The organism is Flavobacterium sp. (assembly GCF_027490375.1).
Classification (GTDB): domain Bacteria; phylum Bacteroidota; class Bacteroidia; order Flavobacteriales; family Flavobacteriaceae; genus Flavobacterium.
Map to the genome: position 1 here is coordinate 85402 of NZ_JAIXYH010000040.1, position 21098 is coordinate 106499.

The following is a 21098-nucleotide window of genomic DNA, read 5'->3' on the forward strand; positions in this document are numbered from 1 at the left end:
TGCCAAAAACGATTCGTTTTTTTATGCAACTATTGTTGATTATGTATTTTAAAAAATTATCTTTGCACTCGAAAATTTAGGGCAATTGCGCCTTCTTTTTTCGAACATAACAGACTAAAAATTAATACTTAAGTATGTCTAAAGTAATAGGTAAAGTTGCCCAGATTATCGGACCAGTTGTCGACGTTGCGTTCAGCGGGAAAGATGTTGAGTTGCCAAAAATCTACGACTCACTCGAAATCACTAAAAAAGATGGTACCGTTTTGGTGTTAGAAGTTCAATCCCACATTGGTGAAAATACCGTTAGAACCATTTCGATGGATTCTACCGACGGTTTGAGCCGTGGTTACGAAGTAGTAGGAACTGGCGCGCCAATTCAAATGCCAATCGGACAAGACATCTACGGACGTTTATTTAACGTTATCGGAGATGCAATCGACGGTCTTGGAAACTTGCCAAAAGAAGGTGCTAACGGAATGCCAATTCACAGAGCAGCACCAAAATTCGAAGATCTATCAACTTCATCTGAAGTGCTTTTCACCGGTATTAAAGTTATCGACCTTATCGAGCCTTATGCAAAAGGTGGAAAAATCGGTTTGTTCGGTGGTGCAGGTGTTGGTAAAACAGTATTGATTCAAGAGTTAATCAACAACATCGCAAAAGGACACGGTGGTTTATCTGTGTTTGCTGGTGTAGGTGAGCGTACACGTGAAGGAAACGACTTACTGCGCGAGATGCTTGAGTCTGGAATTATCAAATACGGTGAAGAATTCATGCACTCTATGGAAAATGGAGGTTGGGATTTGAGCAAAGTAGATAAAGTAGGCATGCGCGAATCAAAAGCAACATTCGTGTTCGGTCAGATGAACGAACCACCTGGAGCTCGTGCACGTGTTGCCCTATCTGGATTATCAATCGCTGAGTATTTCCGCGATGGTGCCGGAACAGATCAAGGTAAAGACGTTCTTTTCTTCGTTGATAACATCTTCCGTTTTACACAAGCAGGTTCTGAGGTATCGGCACTTCTTGGACGTATGCCATCAGCGGTAGGTTACCAACCAACGTTAGCCACTGAAATGGGTGCTATGCAAGAGCGTATCACTTCTACAAATAAAGGTTCTATTACATCGGTACAAGCGGTTTACGTACCTGCGGATGACTTAACCGACCCGGCACCGGCAACTACCTTTGCACACTTAGATGCAACTACGGTATTGTCTCGTAAAATTGCCGAGTTAGGTATTTATCCAGCGGTAGATCCACTAGATTCTACATCGCGTATCCTTACTCCACATATCCTTGGCGATGAGCACTACAACTGTGCACAACGCGTAAAAGAGATTCTTCAGAAGTACAAGCAATTGCAAGACATTATCGCGATTCTTGGTATGGAAGAACTTTCAGAAGAAGATAAATTGGCAGTTTCGAGAGCGCGTCGTGTACAACGTTTCTTGTCACAACCGTTCCACGTAGCTGAGCAGTTTACCGGTATTCCTGGAGTTTTGGTGGATATCAAAGACACCATCAAAGGATTTAACATGATTATCGATGGCGAGCTCGATCACCTTCCAGAAGCTGCTTTCAACTTGAAAGGAACTATCGAAGACGTAATCGAAGCGGGTCAAAAAATGCTTGCAGAAGCTTAATCTATAGATTCATGCATATAGAAATCGTATCTCCTGAAGCTACATTATTCACCGGCGAAGCAAATTCAGTTACGCTTCCAGGTGTCGATGGTTCGTTTCAGATTTTGAATAACCACGCGCCAATCGTAGCCGTGTTGCAAAGCGGGCAGGTAAAAATCGCCGCGCCTAGTTTTGCACTTTCAAAAGAAGCAGAATCAAAAGTCACGAAGTTAGACGCGCAAACACTTGGTTTGCAAATCAACAGCGGAACAATCGAAATGAACAACAACAAGGTTATAATCTTAGTCGACTAAAACCTCAACGTTCGTCAAATACCAAAGCCGTGAGAAATCGCGGCTTTTTTTGTGTCTACACCGCACTGGATTTTCGGCTATTTATACTTTAACACGACTTCTTTGTGCCTATTTAACCCAGGTTTGGAATATAGTTTTACGCTGATTATAAACGGCATTCAAGCAACTGAGCTTCATGTCTATCAAAGCCTATAAACCGCACGCGCATTTTGAGTTGTTATGGATGCAATTTCCTCCAAAGAAAGCGCATAAATAAATGCGAGCTTTTCAGCAATTAAGCGTAAAAAAGCTGGATCGTTGCGTTTACCACGATGCGGAACAGGCGCTAAATACGGCCCATCAGTTTCCAGTACTATTTCCGACAAAGGTATTTCAGCTAAGAACTGATCAATTTTTCCGTTCTTAAACGTGGCCACACCGCCAATTCCCAACTTCAAACCTAAATCAACGGCTTGTTGCGCCTGCTGAAGATCGCCAGTAAAACAGTGGAAAATGCCGTGCAAACCGCGATTTCGATACGATTCTAAAACCTCGAAAATTTCGTTAAACGCTTCGCGGCAATGAATGTTTATGGGCAAATCGAATTCTAAAGCCCAATCGATCTGCGTGCGAAACGCCTCGAGCTGCCAGTTGAGTGTCGACTTATCCCAGTACAAATCCACGCCAATTTCGCCCACGGCCACGTAGCCGCCCTGTTGCAATTCGGAGAAAACGATGGCGAGTTCTTCGCGGTAATTTTCTTTCACGTAACACGGATGTAAGCCCATCATTAGCGAAACGTGTTCGGGATACAATTGCTTCAGACGTTTCATTCCTGCGTGCGAGGAAGCGTCGATTGCGGGTAAGACAAACTGCGAAACACCGGAAGAAAAGGCTTGTTCAATCAATTCAGATCGTTGATTTTCATATTCTTGACTGTAAAGATGAATGTGCGTATCAATTAACATGCTCGTGCGATAAGTGCTGCAAAAATAGCCTATAAAAAGCGAATGCACGTATTTGAAAGAATTGCATAAAGTTTAGTTGGTTGAAAAGTAGAAAGTTGTATATTTGCCGACATTTTATAAACAATTTCATAAACACATTGTTATGTACGCAATCGTAGAGATAGCAGGGCAACAATTTAAAGTAAGCAAAGACTTAAAGGTTTATGTACACAGATTGGCAACTGAGGAAGGTTCGAAAGTTACTTTCGATAAAGTTCTTTTAGTTGACGATAACGGTACAATCACTTTAGGCGCCCCGGCTGTAGAAGGTGCTTCAGTAGAAGCCAAAGTGTTACAACACTTAAAAGGAGACAAGGTAATTGTTTTCAAAAAGAAACGCAGAAAAGGTTTCAAAAAGAAAAATGGTCACAGACAATCGTTAACACAGATTGTTATTGAGGGCATTACTTTAGGAGCTGTTAAGAAAGCTGCTAAAAAAGAAGCTGCTCCTGTAGCTGATGAGGCTGAAGCGCCAAAGAAAGCGCAAAAAGCTAAAAAAGAAGAAACAACTGAAGAGTAATAATATTTAAAACCTATAAACGATGGCTCACAAGAAAGGTGTCGGTAGTTCGAAAAACGGTAGAGAATCAGAAAGTAAGCGTTTAGGCGTGAAAATTTTTGGTGGCCAGGCAGCAACTGCAGGTAACATTATCGTAAGACAACGCGGTTCTAAACACAATCCAGGTGCAAATGTGTACATCTCTAAAGATCACACATTACACGCACAAGTTGATGGTGTTGTAAAGTTCCAAAAGAAAAAAGACAACAAGTCGTACGTTTCAATCATTCCTTTCGAGGCATAATTAAACGAGATTTCAAAAGACAAACCCAATCAGTATTGATTGGGTTTTTTTTTGGGAGATTAAGAGATTTCGAGATTAAGAGATTTCGAGATTGAAAGATTAAAAGATTAGAGATTTGGGTTGAGGTACTTGGTTTCTGGGCAATCCGCTGCGGCAAACGTTTGCTGGAAATTTGTCGCGCCGCATCGTCACGCCTTTCACTGCAACAAAACGCCCGAAAAAGCACAAAAACGGGTCGCCAAAAAGCTTCTGAGGTCGCTTTTTCGCTTGGGTTTTTGTAAACCTGAACTCGGTTTAAAAGTTAAAGTCAGAAAATATTTAAATGGTTGATTACAAGGCGCACTTTATTTGGGATACTGTAGTATCGCAAATAAATGCAACGAAGTAAGCGACCGTTTAAATGTTTAGCGGCCGCGATTTACACAGATTTTGTGTTAGTCTAAATCTCAATGTATTGTGAAACCGCGATCTGACAGAGATTTTTAATCGAGTTCAGGTTTTAGGCATTTTCAGGCGTTTTGGTTTCCGTTGCAGTCGTTATTGCGGGGAACGTGCTAACCGTGTAGTTGCAACTCTATCATTCTAGTTATAATGTTTTTTAAACGACATCTTCGATCCGAAAGCACAGATTTGAAATCCGCAGAATCAATGCCTTCGAGCAAAGACACAGGGATTACATAAATGAGATCCCGAAATGGGGTTCGTGGTCGAGTAGCATAAAAAACGCAGCTATCGCCGCTACTTTTTACTTCCCAATCTCAAGCCTTCGAGCAAAGACACAGCGATTACATAAATGTGATCCCAAAATGGGGTCTGTGCCCGAGTAGCACAAAAAACGCAGCTATCGCCGCTACTTTTTATTTCCCAATCTCAAGCCTTCGAGCAGAGCTCGAGCTTGGGATTGGGAAATAAAAAAACCGACTACCGTCGGCTTTTTTTACTACTCGCAGAGAGGAAGGGATTCGAACCCTCGATGCAGTTACCCACATACAAACTTTCCAGGCTTGCTCCTTCAACCACTCGGACACCTCTCTATTTCTGCAGCAAATATACTTTTTCTTACGAACTAAAAGTCATTTCCCCGCAAATTGGCGTTTCAAAAGCCGTTTTAAAATCGGCAAACTCCGTTTCGTTACCCAACAAAAACATCAACTTGCAAACGGCCGCCTCTGTCGTAATATCCTTACCCGAAATCACGCCAATTTCCTTTAATGCACTACTGGTTTCGTACTGACCCATTTGTACACTCCCGGCAATACACTGCGTAACATTTACGATGTGTAAGCCGCGTCTGATGGCTTGTTTCAATAAATCGATAAACCACGCCTCGCTCGGAGCATTGCCCGCACCGTAGGTTTCTAAAACGATTGCTTTTAAATCTCTAATCTCTAATATCGCATTCAAAACCGTTGCGTTTATGCCCGGAAACATCTTGATAATGGCAATATGCGAATCCAATAATTTACGGACCTTGAAGGGAGCACCCGTCAAATCGCGTCTAAGCAAGTTCTCGTGGACGATATTTAGATGAACGCCACTCTCTGCCAGCGCTGGGTAATTAGGCGATGTAAAGGCTTTAAAATGCTCGGCATTCACTTTCGTAGTTCGGTTGCCTCGATATAATTTGTATTCAAAATACAAACACACCTCGCGAACAACCGGTCTGCCTTCTTCCAACTGCGAGGCAATTTGAATGGCCGTAATTAAATTCTCCTTAGCATCCGTGCGCAAATCCCCAATCGGTAGTTGCGAACCTGTAAAAACTACCGGCTTTTGTAAATGTTCTAGCATAAAACTCAAAGCCGAAGCCGAGTACGACATAGTGTCCGACCCGTGTAAAACCACAAATCCGTCGAATTGCTCGTAATTGCTTTCAATAATTTCGGCCATGCTGATCCACTGCGCCGGATTCATATTCGACGAATCAATCGGAGTTTCAAACGAAATCGTTTCAATATCGCAATCCAACTGTTTCAATTCCGGTATGCGCTGCAAAAGCTTTTTAAAATTAAAGGCTTTCAGGGCTTTGGTTTCAAAATCCTTAACCATACCAATCGTTCCACCGGTATAAATCAATAAAATACGCGCTTTATTCGATGGTTCCATACTTCAATTTATTGAAAACAGGGTTGGCGTACATGGCTAAGAAACTCTGTAGCTGGTTCGGATCGTTAGCATCAATACGCAATTCCAAACGACGTTCAAACAGCTGCTTCTCACTATCGGTGTATTTGTGTGTAAATGCAGCCGACTGATTCAGCAAATCGTACGCAATAAAATTGGTCGGCCACAAGCGGTAATTGCTAATAATCGAATCGTCGATTTTTTGCGCCAATGCCTGAATTTGCTTGTTAGTATTATCGGTTTCTGCCAGAATATCGTCGATCTCTGTATCCAAAGTTTTTCCGATATGTATGTGAATGCGTTTCTTCTGACCCATAATGCCGCTAAGCAAGGTCATAAAATCTTCGTTCTTTTCTTTTATATACTTTTCATTGTTGGCTTCGGCCAGTAATTGCGGCATTTTCAATGCGTCGGTCGGGTCGTACTCGTACGAAATAGCCACAGGAACAATTCGTGCTTTCTTGAAATAGTGCAGCTGATGATCGTCGCCTGCACCCATCGCCAACATCTTTAAAACGCCCGGATGAGTAGCGTCGTTGCCGTCTTTGGTGCGTCCTTCGCGTTGGGCAATCCAAACCGAACGATTTTCTCTGCGCAGTAAACGTGCAATGTATTCCGACATTAATTTCGAGCTTTGCAGCAATTCGCGTGGCGGCAAACCGCGTTGTACCAAAAAGTTTCGGTTCATCCGCGAAAGCGATTTCAAAAACGACTTCTTCACTAAATTATCCCCAATCGCCGAAGCCGTCATCACTAAACCATGTTCAAACAAGGCAGCATTTAGCAGCGAAGTGTCTAGAATAATGTCGCGGTGATTCGAAATAAACAAATATGCCGTATTGGGTTCGAGCTTTTCAAATCCCGAGGTACTCAATCCTTCAGCGCTGTTTCGCAGCACTTGTTGCACCGAATGGTAAATAAAATTGCACTGAAAATCGCGAATACTATGCGTTTTCTTCAACTGCTCTTTCCACACCTCGTCGGCAACGTCTGGAAACGTAAAATTCATCAAAGCCTTCATCATCGGATGATGCAATACCTCGCAAATAGCGGCATTAATCTCCGTATCGTAATAAGGTCTAATGGCGTCAAATTTTTGCATTATTCTCAAATTGTGTCGGCACAAAAGAACGAAAATTTAACCGAAAGCCGTTTACCTAAGCGTTAATTCGCGTGTTCGAATTTTTTGGCCGTTGCGGCGCAGCAAACTTCTTCCCAACCAACGTTCTGTTAGGCGCCGCCGCGCTTTCCGCTTTAGCACCAATTACCGGCAGCGGGCGTCAGGGGCTTTCAACGGGCTCTCGGTGTCGCCGTTTTCAGCCACTTCCGCCAACGCCGCCAACAATCGGTGCTGCCGCTTCAATCGCTAACGGATTGGCCTCCCAAACCCAAAATCGTGCAAAGCAATCGCTTCTATATTTCTTCGTCAAAAACATACAAGTGTCATTAACTTGTAATTTTTGAAACTATTCTTACTCTTAAAATTCATTCTTAAAGCTATTTTTTACCTCAACATTTCCTTTACAACAGCAAAATTCAAACGCAACCGTTGCTCGTTGCCAAATCGCCGAAAATCAGCAGTAATAAGGCGTTCGCAAACGTTTTCGCCTGCAAAAAACCTGTATAGTTTTTATATAGGAATGCCTTAGATCGTAAAACTCCTTTTGTATTCTACATTTGTTTCAAACATCAAAACAACATTCTATGAAAAAAATTACCCTTTATTTTACTGGATTGTTAATTTCTTGTGGCTTTTCTGCGCAAGCTGTTAACTTTCCTGTTAAATCGAGCGCTCCTCTAGACGGAACGCCCACGCAAGCTGCTCCAACTCCTGAGTTTCCAGCTGCAAACGTAATTTCTCTTTTTAGCAACGCCTATACAAACGTACCAGTAGATACCTGGCAAACATCGTGGTCGGTTGGTGTGCTCACTGAAACGCAAATTGCTGGGAACGACACCAAACAATACAACAACGTATCGTTTGTGGGTATCGAAACCATTGCCAGCCAAATCAACATTAACAACATGTTGTATTTACACATGGATATTTGGACACCAAACATGACTACGTTCCGTGTGAAATTAGTCGACTTCGGTCCAAATGCCATTTTTGGCGGCGGCGACGATACCGAGCACGAACTTATCTTTAATCCAACCTTAAACGGCTGGAATACTTTAAACATTGATCTAGCAAATTTCACAGGATTGCAAAACCGCAACAATATCGCACAGTTGATTATTTCGGGCTTGCCTGCTGGACAAGGAACTGTTTTTGTAGACAATGTTTTCTTTCACAACGTTGCTACTAGCACGCCACAAGAACCAACAGTTGCCGCAGCAACTCCTACACGTTTGGCGGAAAATGTCATTTCACTTTTCAGCAACACGTATAACAATGTACCTGTAGACACGTGGCAAACGTCTTGGTCGGCTGGCGTTGTATCAAACTTTGCTGTGGAAGGAAACGACATTAAAAAGTACGAAAGTTTAAATTTCGTTGGCATCGAAACCGTAGCAAATCAGATCGACGCAACAGAAATGCTCTTCTTCCACATGGATATTTGGACACCAAACATGACGACATTTCGCGTCAAACTCGTAGATTTTGGTGCCGATGCTGCTTTTGGTGGAGGAAACGACACAGAACATGAGCTTACTTTTACCCCAAATCAGTCGGGTTGGGTAGCTCTAGAAATTCCGATGGCCGATTTCGTTGGGCTTACCACCAGAGAACACATCGCACAGATAATTTTATCGGGAACTCCGGTAGGACAAGGAATTGTTTTCGTAGACAACGTTTATTTCCATAAAGAAGGTGTTGTGGTTCCGGTAGAACCTACCGTTGCAGCACCTACACCAACACGTCCGGCACAAAACGTAATTTCAATGTTTAGCAACGCATACACAAACGTCCCGGTTGATACGTGGCAAACCTCTTGGTCGGTTGGAACCGTTTCCGATGTACAAATCGAAGGAAACGATACCAAAAAATACGACAACTTAAACTTTGTAGGTATTGAGACTGTTAACAACCAAATCAACGCCACATCTATGTTGTACTTCCACATGGATATCTGGACACCTAACATGACATCTTTCCGTATTAAATTAGTTGATTTTGGTGCAGATGGTGCGTTTGGTGGCGGTAACGATACGGAACACGAAATTACTTTCACACCAGCACAAGCAGGTTGGGTGAGCTACGAAATTCCGTTAAGCGACTTTTCTGGACTCATCAATAGAGCAAACATTGCACAATTAATCTTGTCGGGAACACCGTCTGGAAGCGGAATTGTCTTTGTAGACAACGTATATTTCCACAACGTAGCTGTTGTCGATCCGAATGTACCTGCAGTGGCAGCAAACACTCCTGATGTTGATCCAGCTTTAGTACAATCTATGTTCTCAGAAAGCTACACAAATCTTTCTGTAGATACTTGGAAAACCTCGTGGTCGGCAGCTAATTTTCAGGATGTTGAAATCGCTGGAAATCCAACCAAAAGATATACTTCACTAGATTTTGTAGGTATTGAAGCTACAACAGATCCGATCGATGCTTCGCAAATGAATTACTTCCACATCGATGTATGGACACCAAACATGACGGCTTTCCGCATCAAGTTAGTAGATTTCGGTGCAAACGGTACTTTTGGTGGTGGCGACGACGTTGAGCACGAATTGAGCTTCACACCGACACAATCACAATGGAATACGTACACTATTCCGCTAAGCGACTTTACTGGTCTGGTAACTCGTTCGAATATTGCACAACTAATCTTGTCGGGTAATCCAACTGGACAAGGTATTTTGTTTGTAGATAACGTATTCTTCTCTGCTATTCCGTTAAGCGTTAACGCTCCTGAACAAACCAGACTTTCGCTTTATCCAAATCCGGTTAACGACGTGCTTCAAATTTCGACAGCAGAGCCAGTAACACGTATGGAAGTGTACAACAGTCTTGGTCAATTAGTTTTCGAGAACAAAGGCGCTGCACTTACACAAATTAACACAGCAGCTTGGACTGTAGGAACGTACATTGCAAAAATTCAGATTGCAGATCAAACGATTACGCGTAAAATCGTAAAAAAATAAAATAGTTTTTTGTAGTTGATTGTTAAAGCTGCACCCCAAAACGGTGCAGCTTTTTTTATAAAAGCACTTATAATCAAACATTTGAATTTTAATTAGTGTCTTTTTCTTACAATTTTTTATAGTCTCGTTTTAACTGTCGAACTTTAATTGTTGTGTGCAGTACGAAATCGCTGTAGTTGCTGTATTTTTATCACAAGCTTTCTTTAATTTGCACTATGCCCAGAATAAAAATTTCGCTGAATTCAAATAGCCATGTTCAAAAAAGCCTAATCGGGCTTTTGCTTTTTGGACTGTTTTCGTGTACTGTATTTGCGCAAGAATTACCACCAATTGTTCCGTATAGCCCGAAGTTATACAACGCCGGGAATCAAAACTGGATGATCGATCAAGATGCGCAGAAGCGTTTATTCTTCGCAAATAACGAAGGCTTGCTGGAGTTTACGGGCGCTTCTTGGAATTTGTATCCTTCGCCAAACGAAACCATAATTCGTTCAGTAAAAGTAATCGACGGACTCATATACACGGGCTGTTATATGGAATTTGGGTATTGGAAACGAGAAGCAACCGGAATATTAAAATACCACTCGTTAAGCGCACCAATCCGAAAATACCTTCTCGACGACGAGCAATTCTGGAATATTTTACAATATCAAGACTTTGTGCTGTTCCAGTCGTTAAGTCGGATTTACATCTATCAAAAATCGACGCGCAAGTTTAAAATCATTGCACCTAAAGAACAAATATTAAAGGCTTTCAATACCGGAAGCAATCTGTATTATCAAACCACTACAGGGAATTTATACGAAATCGAAAACGCCAAAAGCAAGCTTATTTCGAACGACCCGAAAATTAAAACCAATAAAATTGTTCGTATCGAGAAGAAAGGCGAAGCGCTGGTTATTCTTACACAACTAAACGGGTTTTTAACGCTGTATCAAGGAAAAGTATTTGCCAGTAATTTTCCGGTAAATGCGCTACTGCAAGCCAGCAGTGTGTACAGTTCGCAACATTTGAAAAACGGCGGCTCGGTTATTGGCACCGTATCCGATGGGATTATTATTCTAAATCCGGATTACAGTGTACAATTTCACATCACACAAGCACTCGGCTTGAGCAATAATACCGCTTTATCACTCTTTGAAGATCACGACAAAAATGTATGGGTAGGTTTAGATAACGGAATTAACTGTATTAATTTACAGTCGCCGGTAAAAAGTTATAGCGACCGGTCAGGATTGTTAGGAACGGTTTATACTTCCGAGCTGTATCAAGGAATTCTCTACGTAGGAACCAACCAAGGATTGTTCTGCAAGAAATGGAACAGTGGCGAATCATTCCGCTTTGTGGCAGGAACGAAAGGCCAAGTCTGGAACTTGTTTGCCTACGCCGGAAGTTTGTTTTGCGGTCATGATTCAGGGACGTTTCTTATAAAAGATGCGGTGGCTACTCCCATTTTTAGCCAATCGGGTACATGGAAGTTTGCTGCCGTTCCCAATAACCCCAATCTGCTGCTGCAAGGTAACTACTATGGTTTATCTGTTCTAGAAAAGACCACTACCGGCTGGCGATTTCGTAATAAAATTGCCAAGTTCGATTATTCTTCTAAAAATTTCGAACTCGCCGGACCAAACCAAATCTATGTCTCACACGAATACAAGGGAATTTTTAGACTAGAAGTAGATGCTGCTTTGACAAAATCTACAAACGTATTCACCTACGATCAACCAAAAAAGGGAAAGAACGCGGGTTTGATAAAATACCAGAATCAAATTTATTACGCGAGTAAAAACGGTATTTATAAGTTAAATCCGCAAACAAAGAGCTTTGCTCGAGATCCATTTTTTAGTCAGATTTTAGATAAAGACGAGTATACATCGGGAAAGTTAATCGTTGATAAAACCAACAAACTTTGGATGTTTACAAAAAATTACATCCATTACTTTACCGTCGGAAAATTGAGTAATAAGTTGGAATTTAATTTTATTCCGATTTCAGCAACGCTTACCAATTCGATGTTGGGATACGAAAATGTCACACAAATTTCGCCTTCTTCGTACCTAATTGGAACTACCGACGGATATTACACCTTAAACATTGATGATTTAAGTTTCAGCAATCATCCGGTGGCAATTACCTATGTTTCGAATTACAAGCAAAACGAACGCGAACAATTTGTTTCGGTAACGGAGGAAGGTTCCTTTTCTCACGATCAAAATAATCTGATGTTTAGTTATGCCGTTCCGGAATTCAATAAGTATATAAATGCAGAATACCAATTTGCGCTTAAAGGATTTCAAGACAATTGGAGTAAGTGGAGCAGCAAATCGGCTACTGGTTTTAAAAACCTGGAGCCAGGAACCTACACATTTATGGTTCGAGCAAAAATTGCTAATTCAAAACCTGCTAACGTGGCTCGGTATACCTTTACCATCTTAAAACCTTGGTACGCCACCAATCTAGCATTGTTTATTTACTTGATACTAGGCATTTATTTAGGATTCTTTATTCACAAAAAGTACAAACGTTATTACCAAAACCAGCGTGAAAAACTCATTGAAGAAAACAATTTATTGCTAGAAATCAAAGAGTTAGAAAACGAGCAACAGCTCATGAAGCTTCGTAACGAGCAATTGGCAAAGGACGTAGACAACAAAAGTAAAGAGCTTGCCGTATCTACGCTTACTCTGATTCAAAAGAATGAACTCTTGGCATTAATAAAGGAAGATTTGAATAAAACTTCTGCAGGCGATGCCACTCGTGGTGTAAAGAATGTAATTTCTAAAATCTCTAAGAATATTTCTGAAGACGACAATTGGAACGTTTTCAGAGAGGCATTCGACAGTGCTGATAAAGATTTCTTAAAGAAAATAAAGCAGGCTCATCCAGCACTTACACCAAACGATCTACGCTTATGTGCGTACTTACGATTGAATTTATCGTCGAAAGAGATTGCTCCTTTGCTGAATATTTCGGTTCGCAGTGTAGAGATAAAGCGATATCGTTTGCGTAAAAAAATGGATTTGCCGCATGAGCAAGGCTTGGTGGAGTACATATTGTCGATTTAAAGCGTTAATTTTTCATAAAAGTTCCTATACATCGCCACAACAACAACGTTTGCGAAACGGGGTTTTTGTAGAGTTTTTAGCGATGTACATCGCTGCAAATCCGCGTAAATCCTTAAATATTTATCGATTTCGGAATTTTAAACGCTTTTTTTTCTGTTGTATATTTTTTGTTGTGGTTGCTATTTCGAAATATGCAAGTTTATCCAACTATTTTCGTAAACGATAACAGCAAAACCAAATATGAAATCAAGAATCTATTTATTCGCACTAGTCTTATGGGCTTTTGGTTTACAGGCGCAGAATATCAATATTCAGGGTACTGTAAGCGAAGCGTCATCTGGGCTGCCTCTTCCGGGTGTTAGTATCTCGGTTGGAGGAACCGCTACCGCAGCAACTGATCTCGACGGAAAGTATCAACTTAATAATCTTGCAGCAGGGCAAACTGTTCAATTTAGCTATGTAGGATTTCAAAACTTTTCAATAACGGTAAGTAAGAGCGGAACTTTTGACATTAAACTTCAGGAGGCGGTGAATGCACTTGAAGAAATCGTAGTTATTGGATACGGTGAAAAGAAACGAAAAAATGTGACGGGTTCAGTAGCAGTAATAAGCGCTAAAACCATCGAAGATTTAACGCCTTTTAAAACGGAACAGGCATTGCAGGGAACCGTTGCTGGTGTAACTGTTACACAACAATCGGGTGCACCGGGCGCGGGCTTGGACATTCGAATTCGAGGTGTAGCAACGAACGGTAATGGTGCACCTATTGCTATTATTGATGGGTATCAGGGCGACTTGAGCTTGCTTAATCCGTCCGATATTGAATCGTTGACGGTTTTGAAAGATGCGGCAGCGGCAATTTACGGAACTATTGGTGCAAATGGTATTATCTTAGTAACCACTAAGAAAGGAAAGAAAAATGCCAAACCAACTTTATCGCTGAATACTTTTACAGGTTTTCAGGAGACAACAAGAAAGCTGCCGTTATTAAATGCAACTGAGTATGCACTTTTAACAAACGAAAGTTATGCAAACGGGGGGCAACCAGTACCTTTTCCAAACGTAAGTAATTTAGGGACTGGTACCAATTGGCAAGACCAAGTATTCGATACTTCACCTATTCGAAATACCGATTTCTCAATTAAAGGAGGTAGTGAAAAAATATCATACATGTTTAGCGCCTCCGATTTTACACAAGAAGGTATAGTGGGTCGCGAAAAGTCTGATTTTAAAAGAAATACAGCTCGCCTACAACTCAGTGCAGACTTATCTTCGAAGCTAAAGTTAAGCACCAACGTAATATACACGTACATCGACCGAGACTCATTCAATGAAAACGGTCTTGGTTCTGTTTTATTTAATGCGGTTAACGCAGATCCTACTTTGTCTGTATTCAACGCAAACGGCGATTTCAATCCAATTCCGAGCACTCCCGGCTATGGCATCGAAGTCATAAACCCTGTTCAACAACTCGCAAACACATTCAACGATTATAAGCTTAAAAAACTAAATGGAAATTTTGAACTTAATTATTCGATTATAGACAACCTTCTTTTAACAGGACGAGTTGGTTTTAATACTGTAAACAGCCGTGGCCGTGTCTTCAATAAAGAGGTCGATTACGGCGGGAAAGTCTTTGACATTGAAAGAAGCAGCGTCAATCAAAATGCTATAGAAGATAACGACTATACATTCGACTTCTTTGGAGCTTATAATTTTAACATCAACTCTGAGCACAATTTCAAAGCAACAGTTGGCACAACTATTTTTAAACAATACGGAAACGGATTATTCGCAACCGGCTTCGATGTGCCAAACAACAGTTGGGAGTTTGCAGATATTTCTTTAGCTATTGGAACCAGTCCAGATGGCGGGCGAGATGTAGGATCGTATGCATACGACGAAAGACGTCTTTCTTACATTGGGCGTTTAGAGTACGATTACAAAGACAGATACCTTTTTTCTATGATGTTTAGAAGAGATTTATCGTCAAGATTTGGAAGAAGTAATCAAGTAGCGAACTTCCCATCTGTTACAGCGGGCTGGAAAATCTCCGAAGAGTCTTTCTTTCCTAAAGAAGGAAAAATTAACTTCTTGAAAATGAGAATAAGTTACGGAGAACTAGGGAACGACGCCATAGGTAGTAACTTGTTTGCAGGTTCGCTGTCGGGCGAAGCAACTTACGTTATCAATGGTGTATTGGTGAATGGACGAGCCGTTGGAACGCTTCCAAACCCAAATGTTGCTTGGGAAGAAGCGAGAAAGTTCGACGTTGGTTTCGATATAGAAGCTTTTAAGAACAGACTTCAAATAACAACAGATTATTTTATTGACACACGCGCAAATTTATTAATTGGAAATATTCCGGTTTCGGGTATTACCGGTATTTATGCGCCAGGATCGGGATCTCCAACGGTAAACGCCGGTTCTGTTCGCAATTCAGGTTTTGAATTCGCGTTTAATTATAATTCTTCCTCGGATAAGGCATTTCGATATAATTTCGGATACAATGTAGCTTTTATCAAAAACGAGGTCTTGGAAGTGAATAACCAAACTAGATTTTTAGAAACGGGTTCATTCGGAGTAGGACAACCATTTATTTCGAGAATGCAAGAAGGGCAAGTATTAGGCGCGTTTTTTGGATACCAAACCGACGGAATTTTCCAAAATCAAGCTGAAGTAGATGCACATCCATCACAACTCGCTTTAGGAGCAGAAGCGGCGCCTGGAGATCTTCGATACAAAGATTTAAACGGCGATGGCGTTATCAATTTAGAAGACCGTACGTTTATAGGAGACCCAATTCCAGACGTTACAATGGGTTTCAATGTGGGATTCAATTATAAAAACTTCGATTTCACAGCAAATGCCTTTGCGTCAATCGGACACGATATGGTAAGAAACTATGAAAGAGTTCTAGCTAATATGAACCGTTTAGATTACGTTTTAGATCGTTGGACTGGCGAAGGAACCAGCAACACCGTGCCTCGGGTAACCACTGGAGCATCAGGAAACAATGTGTTCTCCGACTATTTCGTAGAAGATGCTTCATTTTTGAGAATTCAAGCTATCCAATTAGGTTATTCACTCCCTCCAAAATTTGCTGAAAGTATCGGATTTACAAAATTTAGACTCTACGGAGCTGTAAACAATGTATACACCTTTACTAAATATAAAGGGTTTGATCCTGGTGCAAGTTCAGGTGCGCCTATTGGAGGAGGAATTGACAACGGCTTCTATCCTGTACCACGTACGTATATGCTAGGTTTAAATCTTAATTTTTAATACGAATGATCATGAAAAACAACATAATCTTCCGATCTCTTTTATTCGTCTTGTTGCTTGGAACGATACATTCTTGCAGCGACGACTTCGTTGACCGTAAACCGGTTTATAATATTGATTCTGAAAATTACTTCAACTCCGAACAAGATTACTATGACGCACTAATTGCGGCATACGACATGCTGCAAAGCACCTACATCAATGTTATGTTGGGAGAAATCGCCTCAGATAATACCCTATCCGGTGGAGAATCTGCTAACGACGTGATTGGTATTCAGCAAATCGATGAAATGATTCACACACCTACTAACAGCAACCTACGCGATATTTGGAATTGGATGTTTGCAGGTGTTAACAGAGCAAGTTATATCCTTGAATTTAAAGACAAAACAGATTTTGAAGGTAAAGAGCAAATCATTGCAGAAGCTCGATTTTTAAGAGCGTATTACCACTTCGAATTGGTAAAATGGTTTGGTCCGATTCCGTTAAAAGGAGATGCTCGATTTAGATTAAACGACGAAAAAACAATTCCGCGTTCGCCTGTTGCAGATGTTTATGCTTCGATTGAAGCCGACTTGCAGTATGCCGTGGAGAATTTAAATCCAGTTGCCCCTCAAGTTGGTCGTGCATCAAAAGGAGCGGCGCAAGCACTTCTCGGAAAAGTATACCTATTCCAAGAAAAATTTGTGGACGCTGCTAATGTTTTGGATGATCTAATCAGCAGCAACCAATACCAGCTAGTTGCAAACTACAATACAATTTTTGAAAACAACAACGAAAACAACAGCGAATCGGTTTTTGAAGTACAGTATTCTGATGCTGAAGGCGCAGGCTTTGGTTGCTTGCAGTGTAGCGAAGGAAACGTAGCAGTAGGATTTAATGGAATCCGAAACTACAGCGGACCTCTTTTCGATTCAGGATTTAGCTTCAATGTTCCAACACAAGAAGCGTATCAAAGTTATGAAGTGGGCGACAATCGCCGAGATGTGGCTATCTTAAATATTGTCACTTTTGCTGCTGCAAATAATGCCACCTACGGAACGGGATACAAACACACCGGTTATTTCAACAGAAAATACCTTCCCCGTAAAGGCGATGCAAATATCGGCGACCAAAATCTGACAAATCCAAACAATTACAGAGCGATTCGGTACGCAGATGTACTTCTAATGGCTGCTGAAGCCTACAGTAGAGGAGGCATTAACGACGCAACGGCTCGTGAATATTTGAATCGTGTAAGAAGAAGAGCTTTTGGTGATAACAACCACGATATTAGCGCTTCAGGTGCAGCATTAACCGATTTTATCCTTGCTGAAAGAAGGTATGAACTAATGGGTGAAGGACACCGCTTCTTTGACTTAGTGCGTACTGGAAAAGCTGCCGGAACCATACCCGGATTCGTAGCAGGTAAGCATGAAATTTTCCCAATTCCGATCGAAGAAATACAATTCGCTAACGGTAATTGGCAGCAAAATCCAGAATACTAAAAAAAAAAAGAATATGAAAAAAATAGCATCTTTCTTCCTTGTCTTCGCTAGCTTGCTCTTTTGGGCTTGTAGCGATGATTCCGATGTGAATATCGACCAGCTCGATGCACCAAAAGACATTTCTGCGTTGGTAACTATTTCGCAAGACAATTCCGGAAATGTAACTTTCTTGCCGAAAGGAACCGGTGTCAGTCAGTACGAAATTTACTTCGGCGACGATTCGACAGAACCCGCTCTCGTGAGCCCAGGTAATACTACAGAGCACACTTATGCCGAGGGAACCTATCAGGCACGAATTGTCGGAGTGGCGCTCAATGGTAAAAGAACCGAAGTAACTCAAGAAGTTACCGTGTCTTTCGTACAACCCACAAACCTAAACGTAACAATTACTACCGGAGCCAATCTATCGATTACGGTTCAGGCAGAAGCCGAATTGGAGACTTTCTTTGAAGTAACCTTTGGCGATAATCCTGCTGCAGAGCCGGTTGCTTTCAATCAAGGAGAGACGGTAAGTTACACCTATGCCCAAGCAGGAAGCTACACGGTTACTGTAACCGCATTAAGCGGCGGCGCAGCTACAACAACCTATACTCAAACTGTAGTAATTGTTGATATAGGTACTGCCCCAACGCCAACTCAAGCACAATCGAGTGTAATTTCACTATTCAGTAATACATACACAAATGTACCAGTTGATACCTGGAGAACATCGTGGTCGCAAGCAAATCTAGAAGAGTTTCAAGTGGATGGTGACGATATTAAGAAATACAGCGCATTGAATTTCGTTGGTATAGAAACCGTTAACAACCAAATCAACGCTACGGGAATGACGCATTTCCACACGGACATTTGGTCGTCCGACTTTACACAGTTTCGTGTTAAATTAGTTGACTTTGGAGCAAACGCAGCTTTTGGCGGCGGAGACGATGTGGAACACGAAATAGTAATCGATAATCCAGCTCGCAATCAGTGGGTGAGTTTAGATATTCCATTAAGTTCGTTTACCGGACTCACAACTAGAGCACACATTGCGCAACTTATTTATGTGGGTCAGCCTGCCGGAAATACAACCGTTTACATTGATAATGTTTATTTCTACAATCAAGGCGGACCATCAAATGTTCCTCTAGTAGCTGCTCCAAACCCAACACTGCCGCAAGCAAACGTAATATCCATGTTTAGCGGAGTTTATAACAATGTTCCAGTAGACACTTGGCAAACTCCGTGGTCACAAGGAACTCTAACCGATGTAACTATCGCTGGAAATGCTGTTAAGCGCTACACGAATCTAAATTTTGTAGGTGTAGAGACCATTGCATCGCAAATTAATGCCACTTCAATGACGCACTTTCACGTAGATGTCTGGACACCAAACATGACCACCGTGCGAATCAAACTAGTTGATTTTGGAGCGAACGGCGCATTCCAAGGTGGCGACGACGTTGAGCACGAGTTAACTTTCACACCAACACAAGCCGGTTGGAACAGTTACGACATTCCGCTATCGCAATTCACAGGCTTAATCAATCGTGCGCATATTGCTCAATTAATTTTTTCGGGAACGCCTGCGGGCTCCGGAACGCTTTTCGTTGACAACGTTTATTTCCACAACTAAGAATAAAAATTATGAAAAAGTTACTTTTTAAAAGCTTTACCATTCTCGGCCTATTTTTGTTTTTAGGATGCGAAGAAAATAACAGTTTCGGCGAGTTGACCTCTCCTGAAAATTTAGCTGTGACGGTAGAAATTATCGGCCAAGACGCTGAAAATCCGAATGGCGACGGTAGTGGATTGGTTAAATTTACCGCAACGGCCGATAATGCAATCTCTTATCAATTTGACTACGGAGATGGAGTCAGAGGAACCGTGCCCAGCGGAAGTGTAACTCACGGATATTTTCAACCGGGTGTAAACACTTATACAGTAACAATTACTGCCACAGGAACTGCTGGTATTGCTTCTACGATTACCACAGAAGTTACTGTATTTAGTAATTTCCGTGACGATGAAGCAGTTGCATTCCTTACAGGTGGAACGCAAAAAACCTGGTATTGGGCAGCGGGAGAACCCGGACATTTAGGTGTAGGACCAAATAACAGCGATGCAACTCAAAACTACTTCCCTGTTTACTATGCTGCTGCACCTTTCGAAAAGGCAGGCTCTCCAGACAGTAGCTGTTTGTACGACAACGAATTAACTTTCCGTAAAGACGGCGACAACCTTTATTTTAAACTAGACAATGGGGGTAGTACATTTTTCCACGTCTCGTACCAAGGAGTTGGAGGAGGTAGTGCAGGAACCGATTTTTGTTATCCATATGCAGTTGTTGACGAAAGAGTTGTGGGTTTGAGTCCATCAAATTCAGCTGTAGTTGCTAATAATGTACCGGGACAAACTCGAGGTACCATGCTTAATTTCACAGATGGAGGGTTTATGGGATATTACATAGGTCAAAGCTCCTATGAAATCTTGTCTATAACTGAAAACCGCATGGTAGTACGAGCCGTTATGGGTAATGATTCTGGTTTAGCTTGGTATCATATCTTCACGACAACACCGCCCGTACAAGATCCTGTAACAGATTATACAAACCTTGTTTGGTCTGATGAATTTGATGTTGCAGGAGCACCCGACGCAACCAAATGGGGCTACGACTTAGGTGGTGGCGGTTGGGGTAATAACGAGGTGCAAAGCTACACCAACAACGCGGCAAACGTTGCAGTTAGCAACGGTACCCTGAAAATCAATGCCTTAAAAACAGGCAACAACTGGACATCAGCACGCCTAAAATCACAAGATAAATTCGAATTTACGTACGGAAAAGTAGAAGCACGTGCTAAACTTCCCGTAGGCGGAGGTACTTGGCCCGCTATTTGGATGCTTGGCGCAAATTTCCCCGAAGTAGGGTGGCCAAATTGCGGCGAAATAGATATCATGGAACACCGCGGAAATAGCCCCGGCGTCATCCACGGATCGCTGCACTACCCCGGAAACTTCGGCGGAAACGCAAACACCAACACAACCAACGTAGCCAACGTAAGCTCAGAATTTCACCTCTACAAAGTAATTTGGAGCCCATCTGCGATACGTTTCTATGTAGACGATGTCTTGTTCCATTCCTTCGCAAACAACAACAGCGTACCGTTTAATAGCGATTTCTTCCTAATCATGAACGTGGCTATGGGAGGAACCTTCGGAGGAACTGTTGCGAACGACTTCCAAACGGCAACCATGGAAGTAGATTACATCCGCGTTTACCAATAAAATCCTTTTTAATTATGGCAGACATCGCATTCCAAAAGAATGCTGTCTGCCTT

13 protein-coding genes and 1 tRNA gene are annotated in these 21098 nt (G+C 41.7%); 10 read left to right on the top strand and 4 right to left on the bottom strand.

What is annotated here, in order from left to right:
* Positions 1 to 134: 134 nt before the first annotated feature.
* A complete protein-coding gene (gene atpD / locus Q0064_RS04880) occupies positions 135 to 1646 on the top strand; it encodes a F0F1 ATP synthase subunit beta (RefSeq protein WP_298145134.1) in 1512 nt (503 codons plus the stop codon).
* Positions 1647 to 1657: 11 nt separating this feature from the next.
* On the top strand, positions 1658 to 1939 hold the full coding sequence (locus tag Q0064_RS04885) for a F0F1 ATP synthase subunit epsilon (protein ID WP_298145136.1): 282 nt from the start codon (positions 1658 to 1660) through the stop codon (positions 1937 to 1939).
* Between the two features lie 182 nt (positions 1940 to 2121).
* Here the strand turns inward: Q0064_RS04885 and Q0064_RS04890 are convergent, their stop codons facing one another.
* Entirely contained in the window at positions 2122 to 2886 is a 765-nt protein-coding gene (locus Q0064_RS04890; protein WP_298145139.1) for a TatD family hydrolase, read from the bottom strand.
* Between the two features lie 142 nt (positions 2887 to 3028).
* On the opposite strand from Q0064_RS04890, the gene rplU reads away from it, so the two are divergent.
* Together rplU and rpmA are read left to right on the top strand one after the other, a co-directional pair.
* Entirely contained in the window at positions 3029 to 3445 is a 417-nt protein-coding gene (gene rplU, locus Q0064_RS04895) for a 50S ribosomal protein L21 (RefSeq protein ID WP_298145142.1), read from the top strand.
* 22 nt (positions 3446 to 3467) lie between these two features.
* Positions 3468 to 3728 (top strand): 50S ribosomal protein L27, encoded by a 261-nt coding sequence (rpmA, locus tag Q0064_RS04900; protein WP_094485044.1) that lies wholly within the window; start codon positions 3468 to 3470, stop codon positions 3726 to 3728.
* Positions 3729 to 4675: 947 nt separating this feature from the next.
* Here rpmA and Q0064_RS04905 read toward each other — a convergent pair.
* From Q0064_RS04905 to Q0064_RS04915, 3 genes are all read right to left on the bottom strand, one after another.
* A tRNA-Ser gene (locus Q0064_RS04905) sits at positions 4676 to 4762 on the bottom strand.
* A gap of 25 nt (positions 4763 to 4787) precedes the next feature.
* A complete protein-coding gene (locus Q0064_RS04910) occupies positions 4788 to 5834 on the bottom strand; it encodes an asparaginase (RefSeq protein ID WP_298145146.1) in 1047 nt (348 codons plus the stop codon).
* On the bottom strand, positions 5818 to 6954 hold the full coding sequence (locus tag Q0064_RS04915; RefSeq protein ID WP_298145150.1) for a 1-acyl-sn-glycerol-3-phosphate acyltransferase: 1137 nt from the start codon (positions 6952 to 6954) through the stop codon (positions 5818 to 5820). The genes Q0064_RS04910 and Q0064_RS04915 overlap by 17 nt, the downstream gene beginning before the upstream one ends.
* A 602-nt stretch (positions 6955 to 7556) precedes the next feature.
* On the opposite strand from Q0064_RS04915, the gene Q0064_RS04920 reads away from it, so the two are divergent.
* From Q0064_RS04920 to Q0064_RS04945, 6 genes are all read left to right on the top strand, one after another.
* Positions 7557 to 9944: a T9SS type A sorting domain-containing protein gene (locus Q0064_RS04920; RefSeq protein ID WP_298145153.1), complete on the top strand. Its 2388-nt coding sequence runs from the start codon at positions 7557 to 7559 to the stop codon at positions 9942 to 9944.
* Positions 9945 to 10159: 215 nt separating this feature from the next.
* Entirely contained in the window at positions 10160 to 13009 is a 2850-nt protein-coding gene (locus tag Q0064_RS04925) for a triple tyrosine motif-containing protein (protein WP_298145156.1), read from the top strand.
* 240 nt (positions 13010 to 13249) lie between these two features.
* Complete coding sequence (locus Q0064_RS04930; RefSeq protein ID WP_298145159.1) at positions 13250 to 16294, top strand: TonB-dependent receptor; 3045 nt, start codon at positions 13250 to 13252, stop codon at positions 16292 to 16294.
* Between the two features lie 11 nt (positions 16295 to 16305).
* The gene (locus tag Q0064_RS04935; RefSeq protein WP_298145162.1) at positions 16306 to 17781 is read left to right on the top strand and encodes a RagB/SusD family nutrient uptake outer membrane protein; all 1476 of its coding nucleotides are present in this window, start codon (positions 16306 to 16308) and stop codon (positions 17779 to 17781) included.
* Positions 17782 to 17794: 13 nt separating this feature from the next.
* Positions 17795 to 19396 carry a PKD domain-containing protein gene (locus Q0064_RS04940; RefSeq protein WP_298145165.1) on the top strand — a complete coding sequence of 534 codons (1602 nt, stop codon included), beginning with the start codon at positions 17795 to 17797 and terminating at the stop codon, positions 19394 to 19396.
* An 11-nt stretch (positions 19397 to 19407) separates the two neighbouring features.
* Entirely contained in the window at positions 19408 to 21045 is a 1638-nt protein-coding gene (locus Q0064_RS04945; RefSeq protein WP_298145168.1) for a family 16 glycosylhydrolase, read from the top strand.
* The last annotated feature ends 53 nt before the right edge of the window (positions 21046 to 21098 follow it).